Origin of the sequence: Mycolicibacterium fallax, from assembly GCF_010726955.1 — a bacterium.
Lineage (GTDB): Bacteria > Actinomycetota > Actinomycetes > Mycobacteriales > Mycobacteriaceae > Mycobacterium > Mycobacterium fallax.
Genome location: NZ_AP022603.1, coordinates 673568 through 692069 on the forward strand (window position 1 = coordinate 673568; position 18502 = coordinate 692069).

An 18502-nucleotide genomic window follows, 5' to 3' on the forward strand; every position below is an offset into this window, starting at 1 on the left:
GTACGAGCGTACTGCAAGGGGGCTGGGGGCGAAATTTGTTCGTGACCGTGTGTTGCGGGGTGTTGAGACCGGGCTGAAGTACGGTGGCCGACATGCATGGCGCGCTCTTCGACCCGTATCCGCCGGCCTTCATCCCGCACGAGGTGGACATGGTGCGGGTGCAGGAACAGGTCGCCGCCGACGGCGTCAGCGCGCCGGCCGGGGTGGACCGGTCGGCGCTGGAGCAGGTGGTCACCGCTGCCGGCAACGACGGCATCGAGCTCAAGATCGTGGTGATCGAGGACAACCCGCCGATCGACACCCCGCTGCGTGACATCGCCAACGAGGTGGGTCAGCAGCACCCGGGTGCGACGGTGCTGGTGCTGAGCCCGTCGTTCGCCGGCACCTACAGCCCGAGCTACGACCGGGCGACGCTGGAGGCCGGGGAGGACCTGGCCAAGACCGGTAACCCGGTGCAGTCGGCGGAGAATTTCGTCAGCCAGCTCAATACCCCCATTTTCCCGTGGACCGCGTTGACCGTTGTATTGCTGGCCGTCGTTGTGCTCGGGGCGGCCCTGGCGCGGGTTGCCGGGGTCCGGGCCCGTCGGCGCGCCGACCCCGAAAGTGCCTGCGCCGCCGAGGGATAACCCGTCGCCGGACGGTTTCAGACGCAATTGCCGAAATTCGCCAAGGTCACGGCGAGGTCACATTCTTTAAATCACAAACTTGTAATTTGTTGCGCGAGTTTCATCGGGTTCTTTTGTGACGTACGGTGCAAAGGGTGCCTAATGTTTTAATTGATGTTTATGTGACTCATGTGGCTGAGGGCGCCGGTGTTGTTGTCGGGTCGGTCCGTAGGGGAGACGCAGTCGAATGAGGCTTATCAACGGCGCACCGCCGCTGCTGACGCTGGCATTGGTGCTGGGCACCGCGGGCCCCGCGGCCGCCGAGCCGGCCCCGGCCCCGGACGGGCTGGCCGCGCTGATCACCCAGGTGGCCGAGGCCAACCAGCGGTTGCAGGATCTCGGCGCGCAGGTGCAGATCGAGCAGGAAAGCGTCAACAAGCGCCTGGTCGAGCTGCAGGGCGCGCGGAACACCGCGGCCAAGGCCCAGCTCGAGGTCGACGCCAGCCGGCAGGCGGTCCGGGAGTACGACGGCGCGATCGACGACGCCCAGGCCCGGTTCGACGACTACGCCATCGCCACCTACATGAGCGGCCCGTCGGACTCCCTGCTGGCCGCGACCGACCCCGGCGAAATGCTCACCGCGGTGTCCACCAACGAGACCATCAACCTGGCCTCCCGGCAGGTCATGACCGACCTGAAGCGGGCCCGCGGTGAGCAGGTCAACCGCGAATCCACCGCGCGGCTGGCCAAGCAGAAGGCCGACCAGGCCGCCGCCGGCGCGCAGACCAGCCAGGACGACGCGGTCACCGCGCTGACCAACGCGCAGGCCACCTTCGGCCGCCAGCAGGAGCAGATCAACCAGCTCGCCGCCGAGCGCGACGCCGCCAAGGCCCGCCTCGACCAGGCCCGCGCCGCGCTGGCCCCGGCGCGCCCGCCCGCGCCGGGAAGCCCCGCACCGGCGGGCGCACCGGCCGCCAGTGACTGGGATGCCGCCCCGGCGGTCGGCGACGCCAGCCAGTGGGACACCACGCTGCCGATGGTGCCCAGCGCGTTCGTCTCCGGCGACCCGATCGCCATCGTCAACACGGTGCTGGCGATCTCGGCGACCTCGGCGGAGGTCACCGCCGGGCTGGGCCGCAAGTTCCTGCAGAAGATCGGCATCCTGGCCCCCGACACCGTCGACGTGCCCACCGACGGCACCGCCATCCCGCGGGTCTACGGCAGGCAGGCCTCCGAGTACGTCATCCAGCGCGGCATGAGCCAGCTGGGCGTGCCGTACTCCTGGGGCGGCGGCAACGCCCAGGGCAAGTCCTACGGCATCGACTCGGGCTCCAACACGCTGGGCTTCGACTGCTCGGGCCTGGTGCTCTACGCGTTCGCCGGCGTCGGCATCGAGCTGCCGCACTACTCCGGCTCGCAGTACAACATGGGCCGCAAGATCCCCTCGGCCGAGATGCGCCGCGGCGACGTCATCTTCTACGGCCCGGGCGGCAGCCAGCACGTCACCATCTACCTCGGCAACGGACAGATGCTGGAGGCCCCCTACACCGGGTCGCAGGTGAAGGTCTCCCCGGTGCGCACCGGGGGCATGACGCCGTACGTGGTGCGCTACATCGAGTACTGACGGAACGGAAGTCCATGGCAGTGAGTGCTTTTCGACCGGCAATTGGCCGACCGGCCCAGCTGCTGGCCGTGCTGGTGCTGGCCCTCGGGCTGACCGTCGGCTGGGCCCGGCCCGCGGCCGCCGACCCCGGCTGGGATCCCAGCCTGCCCGCGGTGGCCAGCGCCGGTGCCCCCGGCGACGCGCTGGCCATCGCCAACGCCTCGCTGGCGGTCACCTCGCAGGCCACCTCGGCGACCATGGACCTGGGCCGCAAGTTCCTCAAATCGCTGGGATTCGGCGGCCGTGACGCCGAACCGACCGGCGTGAACCCCGGCCGGGTGCGCGGCCCGCAGGCCATCGAATACGTGATCCGCCGGGGCGGCAGCCAGCTCGGGATGCCGTACTCCTGGGGCGGCGGCAAGCCCACCGGCCCGAGCACCGGGGTGGAGTCCGGCGCCAACATCTACGGCTTCGACTGCTCGGGGCTGACCCAGTACTCGTTCGCCGGGGTGGGGGTGCTGATCCCGAAGTACTCCGGCGACCAGTACGACGCCGGCCGCCGGGTGCCGCTGTCCCAGGCCAAGCGCGGCGACCTGCTGTTCTGGGGTCCCGGTGGCAGCCAGCACGTGGCGATCTATCTCGGCGGCGGCCAGATGCTGGAGGCCTCCGGCAGCGCCGGCCGGGTCCGGGTCAGCCCGGTGCGCACCTCCGGCATCCAGCCGAACGCGGTCCGAGTCATCGAATCCTGACCCGCGCGCCCCGCGGCGGGGGTCCGTGACGGATCCGGTGGGGCCTGGAATAGTTGTGTCGGTGACCCCCGGGCGCATCCGGGATCATGGTGCATGACCGGGCACGGCGAACGGCCGTGACTAGCAGAAGCAGCTTCGGAGGAATGTCGATGACGTCAGCAGGTGGGTCGCCCAACTACACACCGGCGGGTGCGCCCGGCGGTGCACACGCGGCCCAGCCGTCCGGTCCCAACGGGCTCGGCGCCGACGTGGCGACGCTGGAACGCGCGATCTTCGAGGTCAAGCGGATCATCGTGGGCCAGGACCAGCTCGTCGAGCGGATCCTGGTCGGGCTGCTGGCCAAGGGGCACGTGCTGCTGGAGGGCGTGCCCGGCGTCGCCAAGACGCTGGCGGTGGAGACCTTCGCCAAGGTCGTCGGCGGCACCTTCAACCGGATCCAGTTCACCCCCGACCTGGTGCCCACCGACATCATCGGGACCCGGATCTACCGGCAGGGCCGCGAGGAGTTCGACATCGAACTCGGCCCGGTGGTGTGCAACTTCCTGCTCGCCGACGAGATCAACCGGGCCCCGGCCAAGGTGCAGTCCGCGCTGCTCGAGGTGATGGCCGAGCGCAAGATCTCCATCGGCGGCAAGACCTATGAGCTGCCCAAGCCGTTTTTGGTGATGGCCACCCAGAACCCGATCGAGAACGAGGGCGTCTACCCGCTGCCCGAGGCGCAGCGCGACCGCTTCCTGTTCAAGATCAACGTCGGCTACCCCTCCCCGGAGGAGGAGCGCGAGATCATCTACCGGATGGGTGTCACCCCGCCGGAGCCCAAGCAGGTGCTGGCCGCCGGCGACCTGCTGCGGCTGCAGGAGCTGGCCGCCGGGGTCTTCGTCCATCACGCGCTGGTCGACTACGTGGTCCGGGTGATCACCGCCACCCGGGTGCCCGAGCAGTTCGGCCTGGCCGACGTGAAGTCCTGGATCACCTTCGGCGCCTCGCCGCGCGCCTCGCTGGGCATCATCGCCGCCGCCCGCGCGCTGGCGTTGATCCGGGGCCGTGACTACGTCATCCCGCAGGACGTCATCGAGGTCATTCCCGACGTGCTGCGGCACCGCCTGGTGCTGTCCTACGACGCGCTGGCCGACGAGATCTCGCCGGACACCGTGGTCAACCGGATCCTGCAGACGGTGGCGCTGCCGCAGGTCAACGCCGTCCAGCAGCAACCGCAGGCCCCGACGCCGGTGGCCAGCGGTTCGTGACGGCGTCGGCTTCGATCCACCCGCCGTCGTTCGGCCGCGGTGAGATCGGCGACCCGAAGCTCTCGGCGGCGCTGCGGACCCTGGAGCTCACCGTCAAGCGCAAGCTGGACGGGGTGCTGCACGGCAACCACCTCGGGCTGATCCCGGGGCCGGGCTCCGAACCGGGCGAGTCCCGGATGTACCAGCCCGGTGACGACGTGCGCCGGATGGACTGGTCGGTCACCGCCCGCACCACCCACCCGCACGTCCGGCAGATGATCGCCGACCGCGAGCTGGAGACCTGGCTGGTCGTCGACATGTCGGCCAGCATGGACTTCGGCACCGCCGGCTGCGAGAAGCGGGATCTGGCGGTGGCCGCGGCCGCCGCGATCACCTACCTCAACAGCGGCGGCGGCAACCGGCTCGGCGCGCTGATCAGCAACGGCAGCCAGACCGTTCGGGTGCCGGCGCGCTCGGGCCGTCAGCACGAGCAGAGCATGCTGCGGGCGATCGCGACCATGCCGAGCGCACCGGCGGGGGTCCGCGGCGACCTCGGCGAGGCCATCGACGCGCTGCGCCGGCCGGAACGCCGCCGCGGCATGGCGGTCATCATCAGCGATTTCCTGGGCCCGGTGAACTGGATGCGGCAGCTGCGGGCCATCTCGGCCCGGCACGAGGTGCTGGGCATCGAGATCCTGGACCCGCGCGACATCGACCTGCCCGACGTCGGCGACGTGGTGCTGCAGGACACCGAGTCCGGGCTGACCCGGGAGTACCACATCGACGCCGCGCTGCGCGAGGACTTCGCCCGGGCCGCGGCCGCGCACCGGGCCGAGGTGGCCCGCACCCTGCGCCGCTGCAACGCGCCGGTGCTGACGCTGCGCACCGACCGGGACTGGATCGCCGACATCGTCCGCTTCGTGGCGTCCCGGCGCCGCGGCGCGCTGGCCGGTCAGCAGTAGGCCCAGGAGAGAGATCTGATGACGATTCCGCTGCTCGGCCCGATGTCGCTGTCGGGGTTCAAGTACCCGTGGTTCTTCCTGTTCCTGCTGGTCGTCGCCGCGTTGGTGGTCGGCTACCTGGTCGCACAGCGCGCCCGGCAGCGCCGCGTGCTGCGCTTTTCCAATGTGGAGCTGCTCGATTCGGTGGCCCCGACCCGGCCGGCCCGCTGGCGGCACCTCTCGGCGGTGCTGCTGATCATCGCGCTGACCCTGCTGACCATCGCGATGGCCGGGCCGACCCACGACGTCCGGGTGCCGCGCAACCGGGCGGTGGTGATGCTGGTGATCGACGTGTCCCAGTCGATGCGCGCCACCGACGTCTCGCCGAGCCGGCTGGCCGCCGCCCAGGAGGCCGCCAAGCAGTTCGCCAACGAGCTGACCCCGGGCATCAACCTGGGCCTGATCGCCTACGCGGGCACCGCCACCGTGCTGGTCTCGCCGACCACCAGCCGGCAGAACACCATCGCGGCGCTGGACAAGCTGCAGCTGGCCGACCGGACCGCCACCGGTGAGGCGATCTTCACCGCGCTGCAGTCGGTGGCCACCGTCGGCGCGGTGATCGGCGGCGGTGACGAGCCGCCACCGGCCCGGATCGTGCTGATGTCCGACGGCAAGGAGACCGTGCCGAGCAACCCGGACAACCCCAAGGGCGCGTTCACCGCCGCCCGGATGGCCAAGGAGCAGGGCATCCCGATCTCCACCATCTCCTTCGGCACCCCCTACGGCTTCGTCGAGATCAACGATCAGCGTCAGCCGGTCCCGGTCGACGACGCCGGCCTGCGCAAGATCGCCGACCTCTCCGGCGGCAACGCCTACAGCGCGTCGAGCCTGGCCGAACTCAAGGAGGTCTACTCGACGCTGCAGCAGCAGATCGGTTACGAGACCATCCCCGGGGACGCCAGCGTCGGCTGGCTGCGGCTGGGTGCGCTGCTGCTGGGGCTGGCCGCGCTGGCCGGGCTGCTGATCAATCGGCGGCTGCCCGGCTGAGCGGATCCGGCGTGCCGATTTCGATCCGATCCGGGTGAGGCGATAGGTTGACCGTCATGACCGACACCGCGCAACCCTGCCTGGACGGCGCCAAGCCGGCGTTCGTTTCCCGTTCCGTCCTGGTGACCGGCGGAAACCGTGGCATCGGCCTGGCCATCGCGCGCCGACTGGCCGCCGACGGGCACAAGGTCACCGTCACCCACCGCGGTTCCGGCACCCCCGAGGGGCTCAACGGCGTGGTGTGCGACGTCACCGACTCCGCGGCCGTCGACGCGGCCTTCAAGGAGGTCGAGGCCACCCAGGGGCCGGTCGAGGTGCTGGTCGCCAACGCCGGCATCACCGCCGACGCCTTCCTGATGCGGATGACCGAGGAGAAGTTCGAGCAGGTCATCGACGCGAACCTGACCGGCGCCTTCCGGGTCGCCCAGCGCGCCGCCCGCCCGATGATCAAGGGCAAGTTCGGCCGGATGATCTTCGTCGGCTCGGTCTCGGGGATGTGGGGGATCGGCAACCAGGCCAACTACGCGGCCTCCAAGGCCGGGCTGATCGGGATGTCCCGGTCCATCGCCCGGGAACTGTCGAAGGCCAACGTCACCGCCAACGTGGTGGCGCCGGGCATGATCGACACCGAGATGACCCGCGCGCTCGACGAGCGGGTGCAGGAGGGCGCGCTGGAGTTCATCCCGGCCAAGCGGGTCGGTACCGCCGCCGAGGTGGCCGGCGTGGTCAGTTTCCTGGCCTCCGAGGACGCCTCCTACGTCTCCGGCGCGGTGATCCCCGTCGACGGTGCGATGGGCATGGGCCACTGACCCAACCGCGGTGGCCCACCGAAACTTTCGTTAACTAAGGAGTCAGCACAATGGCAGGTTTGCTCGAGGGCAAGCGGATCCTGGTCACCGGGATCATCACCGATTCGTCCATCGCCTTCCACATCGCCAAGCAGGCCCAGGAGGCCGGCGCCGAACTGGTGCTGACCGGCTTCAACCGGATGAAGCTGATCCAGCGGATCGCCGACCGGCTGCCCAGCCCGGCCCCGCTGCTGGAACTGGACGTGCAGAACGAGGAGCACCTGGCCGGCCTGGCCGGCCAGATCACCGAGGTGATCGGCGAGGGCGCCCGGATCGACGGCGTGGTGCACTCGATCGGCTTCATGCCGCAGTCCGGGATGGGCGTCAACCCGTTCTTCGACGCCCCGTACGAGGACGTGTCCAAGGGCATCCACATCTCGGCGTACTCCTACGCCTCGCTGGCCAAGGCGGTGCTGCCGATCATGGCGCCCGGCGGCTCCATCGTCGGGATGGACTTCGATCCGACCCGGGCGATGCCCGCCTACAACTGGATGACGGTGGCCAAGAGCGCCCTGGAGTCGGTGAACCGGTTCGTCGCGCGGGAGGCCGGCAAGGTTGGGGTGCGCTCGAATCTTGTTGCCGCCGGCCCGATCCGGACGCTGGCGATGAGCGCCATCGTCGGCGGCGCGCTCGGCGAGGAGGCCGGCGCGCAGATGAAGCTGCTGGAGGAGGGCTGGGATGCCCGGGCTCCGATCGGCTGGGACATGAAGGATCCGACCCCGGTCGCCAAGACCGTCTGCGCGCTGCTGTCGGACTGGCTGCCCGCCACCACCGGCGACATCATTTTCGCCGACGGCGGCGCGCACAACCAGCTGCTCTGAGGCCGCCGCGGTGAAGTTCGACGCGCTGTTGCTGCTGTCGTTCGGCGGCCCGGAGGGCCCCGAGCAGGTGCTGCCGTTCCTGCAAAACGTGACCGCCGGGCGCGGCATCCCGCTGGAGCGGCTGGCCGAGGTCGCCGAGCACTACCAGCACTTCGGCGGCGTCTCGCCGATCAATGGCATCAACCGCGCGCTGATCGAGCAGATCCGGGCGCAGCTGGCCGAGGCGGGCCGGGAGCTGCCGGTGTACTTCGGCAACCGCAACTGGGCGCCGTACCTCGCCGACACCGTCGCCGCGATGCGCGACGACGGGGTGCGCACCGCCGCGGTGTTCGCCACCTCGGCCTGGTCCGGCTACTCCGGGGACGTGCAGTACCGCGAGGACATCGCCGCCGCCCGGGCCGCGGTCGGTGACGGCGCCCCGGAACTGGTGAAGCTGCCCGGCTTCCACGACCACCGGCTGTTCATCGAGCTGTTCGCCGACGCCATCGCCGCCGCCCGCGCCGAGTTGCCCGCCGAGTTGGCCGACTCCGCCCGGCTGGTGTTCACCGCGCACTCGGTGCCGCTGGCCGCCGACGAGCGGCACGGCCCGCGGATCTACAGCACCCAGGTCGCCGAGGCCGCCCGGCTGGTCGCCGCCGCCGCCGGCTACCCCGACTACGACCAGGTCTGGCAGTCCCGCTCCGGTCCCGCGCGGGTTCCGTGGCTGGAACCCGATGTCGCCGAACACCTTTCGGCGCTGGCGAGCTCCGGTGTGCGAGCGGTGATCGTCTGCCCGATCGGCTTCGTCTGCGATCACATCGAGGTGGTCTGGGACCTGGACACCGAACTGGCCGGGCAGGCCCAGGCCGCCGGGATCGCGCTGGCCCGGGCGAGCACCCCCAACGCCGACCCGCGTTTTGCCGCGCTGGTGCTGGATCTGGTCGACGCGCTGGAGACCGGCCGCTGAGGGCGCGGCATCGAGTGAGAACTCAGGGACGTTGGTGAGAGGTTTCGGCGGGGCCCGAAATCGAGTGAGACTTCAGGGAGCTTGGTGAGAACCCAGGGACGCTGGTGAGACGTCAGGGCGGGGGTTTTCATCGAGTGAGACATTGTGGCGGGGGCTACTCACACAACGCGTCCCAGGTTTCTCTTTCGATGCCGAGCGCCGTCCTGGGTTCTCTCTAACGTCCCTGGGTTCTCACTAACGTCCCTGGTTTCTCACTCGATGACGGCGGTCGCGAGAACGTCTCACTAAGCTCCCTGGTTTCTCACTCGATGAGCGCGGCCGGCAAAAGTTCTCACCAACGTCCCTGAGTTCTCACTCGATGGCGCCTCCGCGCCCCCGACGCCCTCAGTCCCGCCAGGCCGACTGCAGGATGGCGTCGACGGCGGCCAGTCGCGCGGCGCGCACCACCGCCGACAGCGGCCGCATCGCCTCGTCGGCCATCGTGATGCCCGACGAGGACGTGATGGCGATCGGCGTCAGGCCCGCGCCGACGGTGACGATCGCATCGACCTGCGCGGCGCTCTCCAGCACCCGCAGCGCCCGGGCCGGCGCGTGGTCCGGGGCGGTGTGGTCCCCGCCGGCCTCCAGCAGCTGCTCGACCAGGGCGCGCGGATCCTCGATGTCCACCCCGGCGCCGCCGTCGCGCAACGTGGTCAACGCCTGCGCGGCCGTCCGAACCGCCGCGCGCAGCTCGAGTTCGGCGGCGCCGAGCCCGGGCGCCTCCCGCGGCGGTGCGCCGGGCAGCGAGTAGGCCGTCCACACCAGCAGCGGGTCCAGGGTCTCCGGTCCGTCGCCGTCGGCGTCGTCGTCGTACTCGAATTCCGGGACCAGGCCGATCGGGGTGCGCCCCGGCGGGGTGATCAGCAGCGCCTCGCCGACCGCCATCGCGTCGGCAGCGAAGGCGCTGCCCGCGGGCAGACCGCGGGCGTCGCCGGGCACCGGCAGGGTCAGGCCGAGCACCGGCTCGCCGATCCGCGGACCCGCGGCGATGCGCAGCGTCTGCAGCAGCGACATCGCCCCCGCGTCGTCGACGTCGGGCCACGGCAGCCCGGTGGCTTCGGCGGCGGCGGATTCGTAGGCGGTGACCGAATGCCGCGGCGCCCACAGCGACAGCGCGTCGAGCACGTCGTCGGGCGCGGCACGGCCGGCCAGCCAGGCATTGCCCCACAGGGCCAGCGAAGCGCTCGGGCACCACATGCCCGGGAAGTTTAATTCCCCGCGTTGTCGGCGTCGGGATGCACGCTAGGGTTGAAACATGCCCGCCGCAGTGATCTGGCTCATCGGCGCCCTGGTGCTGGCCGGCGCCGAGATGCTCACCGGTGACCTGTTCCTGCTGATGATCGCCGGCGGTGCGCTGGCCGCCGCCGGATCCAGCGCGCTGATCGACTGGCCGATCTGGGCCGACGGGATCGTGTTCCTGGTCGTTTCGGTGCTGCTGCTGGCTCTGGTGCGGCCCTCGCTGCGCCGCAAGATGACGCCGAACGCGGTGCCGGAGACCGGTATTGAGGCACTGTCGGGCCGGCCCGCGCTGGTGCTGGAACAGGTCAGCCGGCACGGCGGCCGGATCAAGCTGGACGGCGAGATCTGGACGGCCCGCCCGCTGGCCGACAACGACACCTTCGAGCCGGGCGCGGAGGTGACCGTGATCACCATCGACGGTGCGACCGCCGTCGTCGGGCTGCATCACTGACGATCGACTATTGGAAAGGAGCCCGTCGTGGACGGTGCGGCTGCTGGATTGATACTGCTGTTGGCCTTGATCGGCCTGGCGGTGATCATCGTGGTCAAATCGGTGGCGCTGATCCCGCAGGCCGAGGCCGCGGTGATCGAGCGGCTCGGCCGCTACAGCCGCACGGTCAGCGGGCAGCTGACCCTGCTGGTGCCGTTCATCGACCGGGTCCGGGCGCGGGTCGACCTGCGTGAGCGGGTGGTGTCCTTCCCGCCGCAGCCGGTGATCACCGAGGACAACCTGACGCTGAACATCGACACCGTGGTGTATTTCCAGGTCACCAACCCGCAGGCCGCGGTGTACGCGATCAGCAACTACATCGTCGGCGTCGAGCAGTTGGCCACCACCACGCTGCGCAACGTCGTCGGCGGCATGACCCTGGAGCAGACGCTGACCTCCCGTGACCAGATCAACGGCCAGCTGCGGGGTGTGCTCGACGAGGCGACCGGCAAGTGGGGCCTGCGGGTGGCGCGGGTGGAGCTGCGCTCGATCGACCCGCCGCCGTCGATCCAGGAGTCGATGGAAAAGCAGATGAAGGCCGACCGCGAGAAGCGCGCGATGATCCTGACCGCCGAGGGCGTGCGGGAAGCCTCGATCAAGCAGGCCGAGGGGCAGAAGCAGTCCCAGATCCTGGCCGCCGAGGGCTCCAAGCAGGCCGCGATCCTGGCCGCCGAGGCCGAGCGGCAGTCCAACATCCTGCGCGCCCAGGGTGAGCGCGCCGCCCAGTACCTCAAGGCCCAGGGTGAGGCGAAGGCCATCGAGAAGACCTTCAAGGCGATCAAGGCCGCCCGGCCCACCCCGGAACTGCTGGCCTACCAGTACCTGCAGACCCTGCCGGAGATGGCCCGCGGCGAGGCCAACAAGGTGTGGGTGGTACCCAGCGACTTCGGCACCGCGCTGCAGGGCATGACCAAGCTGCTCGGCGCCCCCGGCGACGACGGGGTCTACCGCTACACCCCGTCGCCGGCCGATCCGGCCGACACCGCCCCGGACAACGACGCCGACGTCGCCGACTGGTTCCAGACCCAGACCGATCCGGCGCTGGCGCAGGCCGTCGCCCGCGCCGAGGCCGAGGCGCGGACGCCCTCGCCGGTGCTCGGTGGGCCCGCCCCGCAGGCGGTGACCGGCCCGCCGCCGAACTTCCCGCCGCCGCCCGGCTACCCGCAGCAGCGGAGGGACTGACCCGATGTCCGCGCTGAACTCCAACCGCAGCTACGCCGCGCTGGCGGCGTTCCACGCCGCCGACGCGGTGGCCTGCGCGATCCCCGCCCCGCAGATCACCGCGGCGCTCGATGCGGTGAACTGCCCGCAGCAGGTGCGGCCGGTGCTGCCGGTGGTCAAGGCCGCCGCGGCGATCGGGCTGCTGGCGGTCTACAAGCTGCCCGCGCTGGCCCGGCTGACCACCTTCATGCTGACCATCTACTTCACCCTGGCGGTCGGTGCCCACCTGAAGGCCAAGGACTACAGCCCCGGGTTGGCCGCGTCGTCGTCGTTTTTGGCGCTGTGCGCGACGATGACGGCGATGGGCCCGCAGCGGGAGAACTGACGACCGGCTCCGGGCCCGGGCCTACGCGGCGGCCTCCCGGGCCAGCCGCTCCAGCTGCTCGCGGTGGTGCCGCCGGTGCACCCGGGCCTCGTAGACCAGCCCGGCCACCCCGATGCTGGCGGTGCACACCGACACCAGGATCAGCAGCGGATTGATGTTCCCGGTCATCGCGTCGCCGAGGATCACCACCGCGGCGGTGCCCGGGGCCAGCCCGACGACGGTGGCCAGCGTGTAGGGCAGCAGCCGAACCGAGGAGGCGCCCGCGGCGTAGTTGATCACCGAGAACGGCACCGCCGGGATCATCCGCAGCGACAGCACGGCCGGCCAGCCGCGACGGCTCAGGTGCGCGTCGATGGCCTCGACCCGTGGGTGCAGCCGGCCCAGCTGCCAGCCGAACGCGCGGACCAGCAGCACCGCGATGACGGCGCTGATCGTCGAGGCCGTCACCGCGATCCCGACGCCCAGCGCGGGCCCGAACAGCAGCCCGGCGGCCAGGGTGAACGCGGTGCGCGGAAACGGCACCACGGTGGCCAGCGCGTGCGCGGCCAGAAATGCCAGCGGAAACCACGGGCCGGCGGCGGTGGCCCAGTCGCGCATCTGCACGGCACTGGGCATCGGCACGGCCAGCGCGAGCACCACCAGCGCGACCAGGGTGGCCGAGGTGAGCACCACCCGTCGTCCGGGGAGCTGACGCACGACGGCACCGGCGGTGACCGGCAACGTCCGCAACACGGCGGTGAAGCGCCGCACACCGACATCGGACCAGGCCACGGGATCCAAGCCTACGGGCTGCCGCGGAACACGCGACGGCGTCGGTGACCAGACTCACTGTGTTACTCGCCGGTAGCCAGCGGTCGGGTCAAAACCGCAGCTGAGCATCATTTAGCCTGAAGGGAACGCGATTTTCACAGGAGCTGCCAGTGTCTTCAGGGGTAACCGTCGAGCCCGCCGACCGGGCCGAGTTGGAAAGGGCCCGCGCCGTCTGGCGTTCCGGAGTCGCCAAGGTGCTGGCCAAGACGACCCGCAAGGAACCCGCCGAGCTCGGTGCCGAGCCGGATCGGCTGCTGGACACGCCGACCTACGAGGGTGTCACCGTCCGCCCGCTCTACACCGCGCTCGACGAGCTGCCCGAGGCCCCGCTGCCGGGCAGCTGGCCGTTCACCCGCGGCGGCGACGCCGGCCGTGACGTGCTGGCCGGCTGGAAGGTCGCCGACGTCTACCCGGCCCCGGGCCAGCCGGTGGGGGAGGCCAACGCCACCCTGCTGGCCGAGCTGGGCCTGGGCGTCAGCGCCCTGGTGCTGCGCGTCGGTGACGACGGGGTGGCCGCCGACGACCTGGACCGGCTGCTGGAGGGCGTCTTCATCGAGCTGGCGCCGATCCGGCTGGAACCCGGGCAGGGCTTCGGCGCGCACTACGGCGCCGCCGCCGAGGCGCTGACCCAGCTGGCCGCCGACGTCACCGCCGAGCACCGCGCCGGTCTGTCGATCGACCTGGGCGCCGACCCGCTGACCGCCGCGCTGACCGCCGCGCCGTCGCCGTGCCTCGACGAGGTCGTCGCGGTGGCCGGGCAGGCCGGCCCCGGCATCCGGGCGATCACCGTCGACGGGGCCGCCCTGCACGACCTGGGCGCCGACGCCGCGCTGGAGCTGGCCGGGGCGATCGCCGCGGCGGTGGACTACCTGCGGGCGCTGACCGCCGCCGGGCTGAGCGCCGGTGAGGCGCTGGGGCAGCTCGGTTTCCGGATCGCGGTGGCCGACGACCAGTTCGTCGGCATCGCCAAGCTGCGCGCGCTGCGCCGGCTGTGGGCCCGGGTCGCCGAGGTGCTCGGCGCCCCGGAGGCCGGTGCCACCCGGGTGCACGCCGTCGGATCGCTGGCCATGATGAGCCAGCGCGACCCGTGGGTGAACATGCTGCGCGGCACGCTGGCCGGCTTCGGTGCCGGCCTCGGCGGCGCCGACACCGTGCAGTTGCGCAACTTCGACGTCGCCATCCCCGGCGGGGTGCCCGGCGTCGCGCCCGGCTTCGCCCGCCGGATCGCCCGCAACACCCAGCTGCTGCTGCTGGAGGAGTCGCACCTGGGCCGGGTGCTGGATCCGGGGGCGGGCTCCTGGTACCTGGAGGACCTGACCGAGTCGCTGGCCGACGCCGCCTGGGCGCAGTTCCAGGCCATCGAGGCTCGCGGCGGGTTCGGCGCGGCAACCGATTTCGTGGCCGAGCAGATCGCCGCGGTGGCCGAGCGCCGCGCGGCCGACATCGCGCACCGGCGCACCGCGCTCACCGGGGTCAACGAATTCCCCAACCTCGACGAGGATCCGCTGCCGCGTACCGGCGAGCCGGCCGGGGTGCTGCGCTACGCGGCCGGATTCGAGGCGCTGCGCAACCGCTCGGATGCGGTCCTGGCCGCATCCGGCGCCCGGCCGAAGGTGCTGCTGCTGCCGCTGGGTCCGCTGGCCGAGCACAACGTGCGCACCACGTTCGCGGCCAACCTGTTGGCCTCCGGCGGCATCGAGGCGATCAACCCCGGCACCCTGGCCGCCGCCGGCATCGCCGATGCCGTTGCGGCGGCCCGGGATTCCGGGTTCGGCGGTGACATCGCGGTGATCTGCGGCACCGACGCCCGGTACGCCGGCGAGGCCGCCGCGGTGGTTCAGGCCGCGCGCGCGGCCGGCCTGGCGCGGGTGCTGCTGGCCGGACCGGAAGGCGCCGTCGCCGAGTCGACCACCCGGCCCGACGGCTATCTGACGATGAAAATCGATGCGGTCGAAGTACTTTCGGCCATGCTGACCCGATTGGGGGCGTGATGACCGCCGGCAGGACCACCGAGATCGCCAGCTTCGCCGAGGTGCCGCGCCGCGGCGCGGACGGCCCGCCGGCCGCGCCGGGAGCCGACCAGGTCAGTGCGCTGGTCGACGCGGCGGCCGCCGCGCACGGCTACACCGCCGAGCAGCTGAGTTTCCACACCCCCGAGGGCATCGAGGTGCGGCCGATCTACACCCGGGCCGACCGGGACGCGGTGGCCGCCGCCGGCTACCCGGTGGACACCTTCCCGGGGGAGCCGCCGTTCATCCGCGGGCCGTACTCGACGATGTACGTCAACCAGCCGTGGACCATCCGGCAGTACGCCGGCTTCTCCACCGCCGCGGAATCCAATGCGTTCTACCGGCGCAACCTGGCCGCCGGCCAGAAGGGCCTGTCGGTGGCGTTTGACCTGGCCACCCACCGCGGCTACGACTCCGATCACCCGCGGGTGACCGGCGACGTCGGGATGGCCGGGGTGGCCATCGACTCGATCCTGGACATGCGCCAGCTGTTCGACGGGATCGACCTCGGCTCGGTCAGCGTGTCGATGACGATGAACGGTGCGGTGCTGCCGATCCTGGCGCTGTATGTGGTGGCCGCCGAGGAGCAGGGCGTGCCGCCGGAGAAGCTGGCCGGAACCATCCAGAACGACATCCTCAAAGAGTTCATGGTCCGCAACACCTACATCTATCCGCCGGAACCGTCGATGCGGATCATCGCCGACATCTTCGCCTACACCAGCGCGAAAATGCCGAAGTTCAACTCGATCTCGATCTCCGGCTACCACATCCAGGAGGCCGGTGCGACCGCCGACCTGGAGCTGGCCTACACGCTGGCCGACGGGGTGGAGTACATCAAGGCCGGGCTGAACGCCGGGCTGGACATCGACAAGTTCGCGCCGCGGCTGTCCTTCTTCTGGGGCATCGGGATGAACTTCTTCATGGAGGTCGCCAAGCTGCGTGCGGGCCGGCTGCTGTGGAGCGAGCTGGTCGCCCAGTTCGACCCGAGCAACGCCAAATCGCTGTCGCTGCGCACCCATTCGCAGACCTCGGGCTGGTCGCTGACCGCCCAGGACGTGTTCAACAACGTCGCCCGCACCTGCGTGGAGGCGATGGCCGCCACCCAGGGGCACACCCAGTCGCTGCACACCAACGCCCTCGACGAGGCGCTGGCGCTGCCCACCGACTTCTCCGCGCGGATCGCCCGCAACACCCAGCTGCTGCTGCAGCAGGAGTCCGGCACCACCCGGCCGATCGACCCGTGGGGCGGCTCCTACTACGTCGAGTGGCTGACCGCGCAGCTCGTCGAGCGGGCCCGCGCGCACATCACCGAGGTCGCCGAGCACGGCGGGATGGCCGAGGCCATCGCGCTGGGCATCCCGAAGCTGCGGATCGAGGAGGCCGCCGCGCGCACCCAGGCGCGGATCGACTCCGGCGCCCAGACGCTGATCGGGGTGAACAAGTACCAGCTGACCGAAGAGGAGCAGATCGAGGTCCTGCGGGTCGACAACTCGAAGGTGCGCGGCGAGCAGCTGGCCAAGCTGGCCAAGCTGCGGGCCGAGCGCGACGAGGACGCCACCCAGGCCGCGCTGGCCGAGCTGACCCGGGCGGCCGCCGCCACCGGCCCGGCCGGCGAGGACGGGCTGGCCAACAACCTGATGGCGCTGGCGATCAACGCCGCCCGCGCGCACGCCACCGGCGGGGAGATCTCCGACGCCCTGGAAAAGGTGTACGGGCGCTACCAGGCCGAGATCCGTACCATCTCCGGGGTGTATCGCGATGAGGCCGGACGCGAGGGGAACGACACCAAGATGACGACGGTGACCGAGCTGGTCGAGGCATTCGCCGACGCCGACGGCCGCCGGCCGCGGATCCTGGTCGCCAAGATGGGCCAGGACGGGCACGACCGCGGCCAGAAGGTGATCGCGACGGCGTTCGCCGACCTGGGCTTCGACGTCGACGTCGGCCCGCTGTTCGCCACCCCCGACGAGGTGGCCCGGCAGGCCTCCGACAACGACGTGCACATCGTCGGGGTCTCCTCGCTGGCGGCCGGGCACCTGACCCTGGTCCCAGCGCTGCGCGACGCGCTCGCCGAGGTCGGCAGGCCGGACATCATGATCGTGGTCGGCGGCGTCATCCCGCCCGGGGACTTCGACGCGCTGTACCGCGACGGTGCCACCGCGATCTTCCCGCCGGGCACCGTGATCGCCGACGCGGCCGGTGACCTGCTGCGCAAGCTGGCCGACCAACTCGGGTACGACCTGGCCTGACATGGACGTCGCCGAACTGGCCGCCGGGGTCCGCTCCGGCAACCGCGCGGTGCTCGCGCGCGCCATCACCCTGGTCGAATCCGTGCGGCCGGACCACCGCGCGAAGGCCCAGCAGCTGCTGCTGGAGCTGATGCCCGATGCCGGCCGGGCCATGCACGTCGGGATCACCGGGGTGCCGGGGGTGGGCAAGTCGACGTCGATCGAGGCGCTCGGCATGTACCTGATCGAGGCCGGTCACCGGGTGGCGGTGCTGGCGGTGGACCCGTCCTCGACGCGCACCGGCGGCTCCATCCTCGGCGACAAGACCCGGATGGGCCGGCTGTCCAACGACCCGGCCGGGTACGTGCGGCCGTCGCCGACCTCGGGCACCCTCGGCGGGGTCACCAAGGCCACCCGGGAGACGATCGTGCTGCTGGAGGCGGCCGGATTCGACATCGTGCTGGTCGAGACGGTCGGGGTGGGCCAGTCCGAGGTGGCCGTGGCCGACATGGTCGACACCTTCGTGTTCCTGACCCTGGCCCGGACCGGGGACCAGTTGCAGGGCATCAAAAAGGGTGTGCTCGAGCTGGCCGACATCATCGTGGTGAACAAGGCCGACGGGGCGCACAAGATGGAGGCCCGCTCGGCGGCCCGTGAGCTCGCCGGTGCGATCCGGCTGATCTACCCCCGGGAAACGCTGTGGCGCCCGCCGGTTCTGACCATGAGCGCGCTGGAGGGCAGCGGTCTTGCCGAACTGTGGAACGCGGTCAGCGACCACCGCCGGGTGCTGACCGAGGCCGGCGAGTTCGAGACCCGCCGGCGCGCCCAGCAGGTGGACTGGATGTGGGAGATGGTCCGCGATGAGGTGCTGGCGCGGGTGCTGACCGCGCCGCGGGTCCGGGCGATCCGCGCCGAGGTGGAGCAGCGGGTCCGCGACGGTGCGCTCACCCCGGCGCTGGGCGCCGAGCAGATCCTGTCGGCCGTCGAACCGTAGCCCGGCTGCCGCCGGACACGCCGAAGACGGCACCGGAAAAAAGTGGTACGTGAAGCCACTTTTTGATTTTCGGATCGAATTGCGTTGTCCGCCAGTAGATCCTACATCGCGTCGGGTTGCCTATCGGACGTCATGTAGGATTCCTGGCTATTCCTACACGGTGTCCGATAGCGGCGCGACGCGGCTGACAGATGCTGCAATGTCGACTAATCCGCCATTTCTTCGGCTGAAATAGCCGCTCGCGCAATGCCTCTCGGCGAACGCCTCGCGGCGTGTGCCAATTGGGCCGGCGGTATGAAAAGCGTTCAGCTGCAAAAAGGAAGTCGCTGCCAGAATCGGTGGTGGCCGGATCGGCCGGCCC

The 18502-nt window shown here is 71.0% G+C and carries 16 protein-coding genes and 1 pseudogene; 15 read left to right on the forward strand and 2 right to left on the reverse strand.

What is annotated here, in order from left to right:
• Positions 1-92: 92 nt before the first annotated feature.
• From G6N10_RS03230 to G6N10_RS03270, 9 genes and pseudogenes are all read left to right on the forward strand, one after another.
• Entirely contained in the window at positions 93-626 is a 534-nt protein-coding gene (locus tag G6N10_RS03230) for an Rv1476 family membrane protein (protein WP_085098590.1), read from the forward strand.
• A 226-nt stretch (positions 627-852) separates the two neighbouring features.
• Positions 853-2229: an NlpC/P60 family peptidoglycan endopeptidase RipA gene (ripA, locus tag G6N10_RS03235; protein ID WP_085098532.1), complete on the forward strand. Its 1377-nt coding sequence runs from the start codon at positions 853-855 to the stop codon at positions 2227-2229.
• Between the two features lie 14 nt (positions 2230-2243).
• On the forward strand, positions 2244-2957 hold the full coding sequence (ripB, locus tag G6N10_RS03240; protein ID WP_085098529.1) for an NlpC/P60 family peptidoglycan endopeptidase RipB: 714 nt from the start codon (positions 2244-2246) through the stop codon (positions 2955-2957).
• Between the two features lie 149 nt (positions 2958-3106).
• On the forward strand, positions 3107-4204 hold the full coding sequence (moxR1, locus tag G6N10_RS03245; protein ID WP_085098587.1) for a chaperone MoxR1: 1098 nt from the start codon (positions 3107-3109) through the stop codon (positions 4202-4204).
• Positions 4201-5145 (forward strand): DUF58 domain-containing protein, encoded by a 945-nt coding sequence (locus G6N10_RS03250; protein WP_085098526.1) that lies wholly within the window; start codon positions 4201-4203, stop codon positions 5143-5145. The genes moxR1 and G6N10_RS03250 overlap by 4 nt, the downstream gene beginning before the upstream one ends.
• An 18-nt stretch (positions 5146-5163) precedes the next feature.
• Entirely contained in the window at positions 5164-6171 is a 1008-nt protein-coding gene (locus tag G6N10_RS03255) for a VWA domain-containing protein (RefSeq protein ID WP_085098523.1), read from the forward strand.
• A gap of 56 nt (positions 6172-6227) precedes the next feature.
• Positions 6228-6980, forward strand: coding sequence for a 3-oxoacyl-ACP reductase FabG (gene fabG / locus G6N10_RS03260; protein ID WP_085098520.1), 753 nt, complete (start codon positions 6228-6230; stop codon positions 6978-6980).
• A 50-nt stretch (positions 6981-7030) separates the two neighbouring features.
• A complete protein-coding gene (inhA, locus tag G6N10_RS03265; protein ID WP_085098517.1) occupies positions 7031-7840 on the forward strand; it encodes an NADH-dependent enoyl-ACP reductase InhA in 810 nt (269 codons plus the stop codon).
• A gap of 10 nt (positions 7841-7850) precedes the next feature.
• A pseudogene (locus G6N10_RS03270) lies at positions 7851-8783 on the forward strand (ferrochelatase); the annotation flags it as partial.
• 387 nt (positions 8784-9170) lie between these two features.
• On the opposite strand, the gene G6N10_RS03275 reads toward G6N10_RS03270, so the two are convergent.
• Positions 9171-10022 (reverse strand): Rv1486c family protein, encoded by an 852-nt coding sequence (locus tag G6N10_RS03275; RefSeq protein WP_085098511.1) that lies wholly within the window; start codon positions 10020-10022, stop codon positions 9171-9173.
• A gap of 58 nt (positions 10023-10080) precedes the next feature.
• Here G6N10_RS03275 and G6N10_RS03280 point away from each other — a divergent pair, with 58 nt between their 5' ends.
• The 3 genes from G6N10_RS03280 to G6N10_RS03290 are packed head-to-tail and all read left to right on the forward strand — an operon-like array spanning position 10081 to position 12100.
• A complete protein-coding gene (locus G6N10_RS03280; protein ID WP_085098507.1) occupies positions 10081-10515 on the forward strand; it encodes an NfeD family protein in 435 nt (144 codons plus the stop codon).
• Positions 10516-10542: 27 nt separating this feature from the next.
• A complete protein-coding gene (locus G6N10_RS03285; protein ID WP_085098504.1) occupies positions 10543-11736 on the forward strand; it encodes an SPFH domain-containing protein in 1194 nt (397 codons plus the stop codon).
• 4 nt (positions 11737-11740) lie between these two features.
• Entirely contained in the window at positions 11741-12100 is a 360-nt protein-coding gene (locus G6N10_RS03290) for a DoxX family protein (RefSeq protein WP_085098501.1), read from the forward strand.
• Positions 12101-12121: 21 nt separating this feature from the next.
• On the opposite strand, the gene G6N10_RS03295 is transcribed toward G6N10_RS03290, so the two are convergent.
• Positions 12122-12871 (reverse strand): TVP38/TMEM64 family protein, encoded by a 750-nt coding sequence (locus G6N10_RS03295; RefSeq protein WP_407663964.1) that lies wholly within the window; start codon positions 12869-12871, stop codon positions 12122-12124.
• A 149-nt stretch (positions 12872-13020) separates the two neighbouring features.
• Between G6N10_RS03295 and mutA the strand changes: the two genes are divergently transcribed.
• Genes mutA through meaB form a run of 3 tightly spaced genes read left to right on the forward strand, consistent with a single transcriptional unit; the run spans position 13021 to position 18141 of the window.
• Positions 13021-14901: a methylmalonyl-CoA mutase small subunit gene (mutA, locus tag G6N10_RS03300; protein ID WP_085098498.1), complete on the forward strand. Its 1881-nt coding sequence runs from the start codon at positions 13021-13023 to the stop codon at positions 14899-14901.
• Entirely contained in the window at positions 14901-17168 is a 2268-nt protein-coding gene (gene scpA / locus G6N10_RS03305) for a methylmalonyl-CoA mutase (protein ID WP_085098494.1), read from the forward strand. Before mutA ends, scpA begins: the two co-directional genes overlap by 1 nt.
• Position 17169: 1 nt before the next feature.
• Entirely contained in the window at positions 17170-18141 is a 972-nt protein-coding gene (gene meaB / locus G6N10_RS03310; protein ID WP_085098491.1) for a methylmalonyl Co-A mutase-associated GTPase MeaB, read from the forward strand.
• Positions 18142-18502 lie beyond the last annotated feature (361 nt).